7 protein-coding genes are annotated in these 5,563 nt (G+C 32.6%); 4 read left to right on the plus strand and 3 right to left on the minus strand.

The features are described from left to right. On the minus strand, positions 1-1,301 hold a 1,301-nt coding region (locus HG1285_RS06195), incomplete at its 3' end, for an aldehyde dehydrogenase family protein (RefSeq protein WP_008288197.1). Positions 1,302-1,373: 72 nt separating this feature from the next. Between HG1285_RS06195 and ruvA the strand changes: the two genes are divergently transcribed. The 4 genes from ruvA to HG1285_RS06175 all read left to right on the plus strand — a co-directional run bounded on the left by ruvA (position 1,374) and on the right by HG1285_RS06175 (position 4,466). Continuing rightward, positions 1,374-1,916, plus strand: a complete 543-nt coding sequence (gene ruvA / locus HG1285_RS06190) for a Holliday junction branch migration protein RuvA (protein WP_008288198.1) — start codon at positions 1,374-1,376, stop codon at positions 1,914-1,916. A 36-nt stretch (positions 1,917-1,952) separates the two neighbouring features. Further along, complete coding sequence (cysM, locus tag HG1285_RS06185) at positions 1,953-2,897, plus strand: cysteine synthase B (protein ID WP_008288199.1); 945 nt, start codon at positions 1,953-1,955, stop codon at positions 2,895-2,897. Positions 2,898-2,962: 65 nt separating this feature from the next. Further along, positions 2,963-3,157, plus strand: a complete 195-nt coding sequence (locus tag HG1285_RS06180) for a FaeA/PapI family transcriptional regulator (protein ID WP_008288200.1) — start codon at positions 2,963-2,965, stop codon at positions 3,155-3,157. After that, a complete protein-coding gene (locus HG1285_RS06175; RefSeq protein ID WP_008288201.1) occupies positions 3,150-4,466 on the plus strand; it encodes a (Fe-S)-binding protein in 1,317 nt (438 codons plus the stop codon). Before HG1285_RS06180 ends, HG1285_RS06175 begins: the two co-directional genes overlap by 8 nt. On the opposite strand, the gene rsgA is transcribed toward HG1285_RS06175, so the two are convergent. Further along, positions 4,463-5,353 (minus strand): ribosome small subunit-dependent GTPase A, encoded by an 891-nt coding sequence (gene rsgA / locus HG1285_RS06170; RefSeq protein ID WP_008288202.1) that lies wholly within the window; start codon positions 5,351-5,353, stop codon positions 4,463-4,465. The genes HG1285_RS06175 and rsgA overlap by 4 nt on opposite strands. Beyond that, the coding region (locus HG1285_RS19745; RefSeq protein WP_008288203.1) for a hypothetical protein at positions 5,350-5,563 on the minus strand (214 nt) is incomplete at its 5' end. The genes rsgA and HG1285_RS19745, both read right to left, overlap by 4 nt.

A 5,563-nucleotide genomic window follows, 5' to 3' on the forward strand; every position in this document is an offset into this window, starting at 1 on the left:
TCATTTATTATAACACCGCCAACTTCTGCATTTTCAATGAATTTCCATGCAGTTTTTATGTTGTTTGTAAATACTCCAACCTGAAGACCATAATTTGTTTTATTTACAAGCTCAACAGCTTCATCTATTGTTTTAAACCTTTTAACTGTTATCACAGGAGCAAAAGCTTCTTCATGAAAAAGTTTAACATCTTCAGGAATATTACTTATTATTGTAGGCTGGAACACAGTTTTATCTTCAGCACAAGACATACCTCCTATTTTTATTTGTGCTCCCTTTTTAACAGCTTCTTCTATCCAAGTATGAATTCTATTAACTTCATCAAGAGATATAACCGGTCCAACATCTGTATCTTCTTTCATTGGGTCACCAAATTTAAGTTTTGAAACTTCTTCTTTTAAAAGTTTTTCAAACTCATCGGCAACATTTTCATGAACTAATATTCTTTGTACAGAAATACAAACCTGACCTGCTATTGCAAACCCACCTAACACAGATTTTTTAGCTGCAAGTTGTAAATTTGCCCCTTCATCAACAACAACAGCTGAGTTTGAACCAAGCTCCATAACTATCTTTTTTAAACCTGCCTGTTTTGCAATAATCTCTCCAACTTTTAAACTTCCAGTAAAAGATACTACTCTAACATCAGAATGTGTAGTCATTGCCTGTCCAACATCTGCAAATCCCGGAATTACCGAAACTGCTTCTTCAGGAACGCCTGCTTCTAAAAATATTTCACAGAGCATTATAGGAGATATAGGCGTTCTTTCTGAAGGTTTTAAAATAAATGGGCAACCTGCTGCTATAGCTGGGGCTATTTTATGTGCAGTTAAATTCAATGGAAAATTAAAAGGAGTGATACAAGCTGCTATTCCAGCTGGTTCTCTAAAATAAAATCCTTTTTTTCCTACCCCATTAGGAGAGGCATCAACTGGCATATATTCACCACCAATTCTTTTTGCTTCTTCCGCTGAAAATGTTATCGTGTTTACAGCTCTATCAACTTCAGTTCTTGCTTCTCTAATTGTTTTTCCAACTTCATAAACTATTGCTTTTGCCACTTCTTCTCTTTTACTTTTTAAAATTTCAGCAGCTTTTATTAAAATTTGGTATTTTTCATAAGAAGTAAGTTTTTTTAACTTTTGAAGGCCAATTTTTGCTTTTTCTATGGCTTTTTCTACATCTTCAGGATTTCCTTTTGGAACTTCCCCAATTTTCTCATTTGTATATGGATAAATAACATCTATTTTTTCTTCTTTATCTACAGGCTGTCCGCCTATATACATTGGAAGTTTATACATAATTTCCTCCATTTATTTATTAATTTTAATATTTTATGATATATTTGTCATCAAAAATAAACAAGATGGGAAATGATTGACTATATAAAAGGAAAAGTTATTGAAGTTTTAAATGATTTTATAGTTATAGAGACTGGAAATTTCGGCATAAAAATAGAAACTCCCCATAAATTTGAAAAAAAAGATACAAAAATTTACACATATCTAACTTTTAAAGACGAATCTTTCCGTTTATTTGGTTTTAAAGACAGACAAACACGGGAGCTTTTTATAAAACTAACATCTATTAATGGAATAGGTGTAAAACATGCATTTTCTATATTAAAAAATTTTAATTATGAAGATTTTACACTGGCTGTAGAAAACAACCGTATAGATTTATTATCATCTGTTCCAGGAATAGGCAAAAAAACAGCTTCAAGAATAATTTTAGAATTAAAAGGAAAACTTTCTTTTTCAGAAGAGCCAATATTTAACGATGCTGTAGAAGCTTTAGTTTCTCTTGGATTTGAAAAAGAAAAAGTTATAAAAATAGTTAAAGAACTTTCCCAAAAAACAAATTCTTTGGAAGAACTAATAAAACTTTCACTTCAAAAACTATCTGAAAAAGGATAAAATAGAGTTATAAAAACTATAAAAGGTGATAATAAAGTGTGGATACTTGGAAATCACGATGAGCCTGTTAGAAAAACAAGAAACTCTGTACTGGAGCTTGTTGGCAACACTCCACTTGTAAAACTTGATAAATCTTTACCTGAAGATATAAAGAAAAAAAATATTGAAATATATGCAAAACTTGAAAGCTATAACCCTGGCGGGTCAGTTAAAGACAGACCTGCAACAAGGATGATTGTTGAGGCTATTCAGTCTGGAAAACTGACCAAAGATAAAATAATACTTGATGCGACTTCTGGAAATACAGGAATAGCCCTTGCAATGGTTGGAACAGCCCTTGGATATAAGGTAGAACTTGCTATGCCTTCAAACGTAAGTGAAGAAAGAAAAAAGATAATACAGGCTTATGGCGCAAAAATCCATTTTACAGACCCACTCCAGAGTACAGACGGAGCTATTTTATATGTAAGGGAGCTTGTAAAGAAATACCCTGAGAAATATTTTTACATAGACCAGTATAACAACGATGCTAACTGGCGTTCTCACTTTTATTCAACTGCTGTTGAAATATGGAATCAGACAGAAGGAAGAATTACACATTTTATAGCTGGAATTGGTACAGGCGGGACTATAATGGGAACAGGGAGAAGACTAAAGATATTTAATCCTGATATACAGATAATAGGTGTTCAGCCTGACAGCCCATTTCATGGTATAGAAGGACTAAAATACATAGAAACTTCAATAAAGCCAGGAATTTTTGACGAGAATAGACTTGATAGAACTATGTTTATAGATACAGATTCTTCTTATGAAAAAGCAAGAAAACTTGCAAGAGATGAAGGGATATTTGTAGGTCAGTCTTCAGGTGCAGCTTTTGAAGCGGCTGTAAGGCTTGCAAGGGAAATAAATCAAGGAGTTATTGTTTTCATATGTCCAGATGGTGGTGAAAAATATCTAACTACCGCTCTCTGGGAGTAATATTAGCTTATTCTTATATGACTTATCTTATAAAGATATTACCTATATAGGTATATATTTTCTGTATGAAAGAAAAAATCTTAGAAGTTATAAAACTTTCCAATAAGCCTTTAAAAACAGGTGATATTGAAAAACTCACTGGTATAAATAGAAATCAGATTCAAAAAATTGTAAATGAGCTTGCTTTAGAAGGAAAAATCAAGGTAGATAAATGCTACAACAAAGTATTAGGTTTAAATCTGGAGGATAATAATGAATGAAATAGATGTAAAACTTACAGTTGAGCTTGCACATCAATGTGTAAAATGTTCAGCTTGCAGGTCTGTTTGTCCAACTTACAGTGTGGTGAAAGAGGAAAGAAGCTCTCCAAGAGGTAGACTTTCCCTTGCAGAAGCTGTAGTAGATGGAATTATGCCGTTAACTGAAGATATTGTTGCCCAGTGGAACCAGTGTGCAATGTGCAGAAGATGTGAATGGATATGTCCAAATGAAGTTGAATATAAAGAAATAATGTTTAGAGCCCGCCATATGGGAAATAAGGAGCTTAGCAAAAAGGATTTAGTTAAAACAGCTGTATTTTCCGGTCTTGCAATGATGGGTAATGTTATTACAAAAACAGCTATGAAATTTGCACCGTCTTTAATGGATGCTTATGGAAAACTATTTAAAAAAGAAGTTCCAGAATATAATGCAGTATTTTTAGACACAGGCATTCCAAAATACACTAAATTAATGCCAAAACCAACTGCAAAACCATTTGGATTAAGAGGTAAAGTAGTAAAACCCAAAAAAGAGAAAAAAGGAAAGCTTTTATTTTTTACAGGATGTATGATAGATGCTTTTTATGGTAAAACAGGTGAAAGTGTCCTAAAACTTATGGAAACAGCTGGATATGAAGTTGTTGTTCCTGAAAACATTAGATGCTGTGGTGCTCCCCATTTATATGCAGGAAATGTTGAAGCATTTGAAAAACTCATGAAACACAATAAAGAAGAAATAGATAAATATGATTTTGATGAAATAGTTGTTGCCTGCCCTACATGCGGTGGAGCACTGGAAGAAGAGTATAAATATAAAGTAAAAAGCTTTGCCCAAATACTTGAAGAGCAAGGATATTTAACCTTCAAAGGTGAAGGTGAAAAAGTTACATTTCACTTTCCTTGCCACTCTTATACAGCAATGAGTACAGACCCTAACGTTTATAGAAACGTTCTTAAAAGTGTTGCTGATGCAAGTTATGTTGAAGGCGAAAAAGCTATGATGTGCTGTGGGTTCGCTGGATACTTCTCGGTTGCAAATTATGAGGTGGCTGTAGAGCTTCAAAAAGACAAAGTAAAAGATTTAGAGAAAACACAGGCTGAGTATGTCTTAAGTGATTGCCCGGGGTGTGTATTTAATATAGCAGATGGTATGTATAAACACGGAGAAGATTATAAAAAAGTTAAAGTTCAGCATTTAGCTGACTATCTTGCTGAAAGACTTGTAGAAAACCCTGAGGAAGCAGAAAAACTGAAAGAAAATAAAAAAGAAGAGGAAGTTCAGGAGCAGGGAGTAAGCTCAGTTTATTAATTTTGGCAAATTTTTTCTGCCAGAGATAAATCTTCCTTTATAATTTTCAGATAATTTTTATATCTCTGGCATGATATTTCTCCTTTTTTTACTGCTTCTTTGACCCCACAGTCAGGCTCCTTTGTATGGGTGCAGTTTGAAAATTTACAATCATATCTCAAAAATTCTCTAAAATAATCTTTGACCTGCTTTTTATCCATAAACACAAGTGCGTCAACACTTGAAAATCCAGGGGTATCAGCAATAAATGTATTTTGTGAGATTTTATAAAGCGTTACCCGTGTTGTTGTATGCTTTCCTCTTTTAGTTTTCTGAGAAACTTCCTGTGTTTCAAGGTTTAAACCTGTTAGTTTTGAAACTAAAGAGCTTTTTCCACTGCCTGATGGACCGGCAACAATTATTATTGAACCTTCCAAAGAATTTTTCAGCTTTTCTATCCCTTCTTCTGTTTTTGTGCTTATTTTATAAACTTCATATCCGGCGTCTTTATAAATATTTATGATTTCTTGAAGTTTTTCTTTTTCACTGTCGTCTAAAAGGTCTATTTTATTAAAAACAATAACAGGCTCAACTCCTAAATAATCATAAACCACAAGAAGATTATCAAGTAAAAAATCATCAAAAGGTGGAAGTTTAAAGGTTTGAACTACAAGGACTTTATCAACATTTGCAACTTTTGGTCTGATTAAAAGGTTTTTCCTTTCTTCAATATCTTCTATTGCAAAACTCTCATTATCAATAATTTCACCAAAAACATAATCACCTGCACATATTTTTGTTTTTTTCAAAACTTTTTTCCTTGGGATACCTGTATATACCTTATCTTCCTCAGCCAGATAAACACCTATATATTTTGCCTCTCTGTCTACAACAATACCTTTTTTCATAAATTCCCTCGTAAGTCATTATTTTTTCCTTTTATGATGTCCAATATTAGACTGATAAAAGATTTCTTAAAGTCTTGATTGTCAGAAAAATATTTAAAAAGTTCCAAGTTGTCATCTAAATTTTCTAAAATTACCTGTCTAATAGCTTTTTCAAGCTCTATTTTCACATTTTGTTTATCATTATTTTTTATTGCAAGTTGTAATGGTTCA

The organism is Hydrogenivirga sp. 128-5-R1-1 (genome assembly GCF_000171895.1).